Raw genomic sequence first — 1675 nt, 5'->3', positions numbered from 1 at the left:
AACGAGAAGAAGGAAAGCCTTATAAAGTAGCGATAATTGCGTGTGCCAATAAACTATTACATTGGATTTACGCCATATTGAAAAGCAACTCTACCTTCCAAGATATTGCGTAACTAGTTAACTTAACCAAATACTCCAAAGCCTTCCAATTAAAGAATTCAGGAGGGTTATTTGGCATGTGCAAAATAAGTATATCACAATTAATTTAAGTTTTTTAGAGAAAAATATTGACAACTATTAGCTGGTTTAGCTTAAAAATAAACATACTTATACATATAAAATAAATTAATTGAAATACTAATTAAAAAAGGTGGTGATTCAAATGAAAAAAATAACTATACTGTTTTTTCTAGTAACATTCTTATCTTTAAATACACAGTTTGCTTCAGCCGAGTCTATAAATGATAAAGAGTTTTGGAGCAAGTACCCTGATAATTCTGCAAATAATTTCCAAGACGTTAATTCATTTTATGATTCCCTTGATAAGAACGAGTATGTTGAATTTGAAAATGCAAAATTAAATATTCGTGAAAAAACTTATTTTAAAGATATTAACAAGGTTCTGTCTAAATCTGACGAGTATGGTGAATCAAGATCTGGTGGAAAAGGATACCATCCTGAAAGACAAGTATATGTATTTGTAACGGTAAGTGAGGATGGTAAAGAAATGATTACTGCGGTTTTTGACGCTGAGACTAAGAAACCCATTTCAGGAAGTTCAACCCCTTAAAAAAAGATCCATACAACTCCTAAGATGGGAGTTGTATGGATCTCTAATCAAAGAGTTCCTCATCCGGCCAGAGTTTGGAATAATGTTACGGAATTCTTTGTATTCATCTTCACCCAAAACATCTTGTAAACTATATCTATTATTTGTGCTATCAGCCTTTTTAAGACGGATTCCTAATTCAAGTTCCAGGTTCATTTCTCTTAGTCCCTCAAGTTCAGTATACATTTGTTCGTAAACTTTGTAATCGAGTACCACGGTATCAACACAATTATTTTCAAAGATAAATTGTGGTTGTTCTTTAGCTTTTTCTCGAATTTCTCTAAAACGGTTTGAAGCATAGGTAGCAGAACTTACTTGTTCCACATTAAAGTGTGGTTTGTCCATTACATTCCCCACCTTCCATCATAATTTATGATTTGTTGAACTTTCCTGCTCCAATAGTTAAGAAACCGTCTTACTCACGATCCCTTGTTGCATTAAAGCACCCGTTATTTGAACAACCCCTGTAAAGATTTCAAGTAATTATTAGTATCAAATAAAGATAATATCCATCAATAAACCAGTCAGTATTAGTAAAATTCCAAATGTTTAATGTTGAATGACTCTTTTAAATAATTCAGGTAGATGATGCGTTATTACTTTCTCACAACTGAGTGTAATTTTTCCAGGAGTTCATCCATACTATATGATTTCATTGCTGATTGAAATTGAATAAAATTAGAATATTTATCGCTATATTTAAATAATAGTGCATTCACTTCTTGACGATTCACGTCATACTTTATACATGTTTTTTCAAACTTTGGATATGTTGAGTAAAATGCTTCTTTTTTTAGTTTTTCATGTTTTTCTTTTTCCTCTTGTGCTCTTAGTTCAGCTTCCATTTCACCTATTGTTTTTGAAAATAAATCACGTTGAAAACGATATTCTTTAAGACCTATTCTA

Annotated in this window: 2 protein-coding genes and 1 pseudogene; 1 reads left to right on the top strand and 2 read right to left on the bottom strand. The window is 31.3% G+C overall.

The genetic code is table 11. From position 1 onward, the window contains the following. Positions 1–322 precede the first annotated feature (322 nt). Positions 323–730 (top strand): hypothetical protein, encoded by a 408-nt coding sequence (locus M3210_RS19840; RefSeq protein ID WP_251518010.1) that lies wholly within the window; start codon positions 323–325, stop codon positions 728–730. On the opposite strand, the gene M3210_RS19835 is transcribed toward M3210_RS19840, so the two are convergent. Beyond that, positions 719–1114, bottom strand: a complete 396-nt coding sequence (locus M3210_RS19835) for a hypothetical protein (protein WP_251518008.1) — start codon at positions 1112–1114, stop codon at positions 719–721. The genes M3210_RS19840 and M3210_RS19835 overlap by 12 nt on opposite strands. A gap of 251 nt (positions 1115–1365) precedes the next feature. After that, positions 1366–1675, bottom strand: a pseudogene (locus M3210_RS19830) (hypothetical protein); the annotation flags it as partial.

The organism is Oceanobacillus luteolus, assembly GCF_023715655.1.
Classification (GTDB): domain Bacteria; phylum Bacillota; class Bacilli; order Bacillales; family Amphibacillaceae; genus Oceanobacillus; species Oceanobacillus luteolus.
Note: the sequence above shows the minus strand (reverse complement) of the source record. Positions and strands in the feature narration are given on the sequence as shown.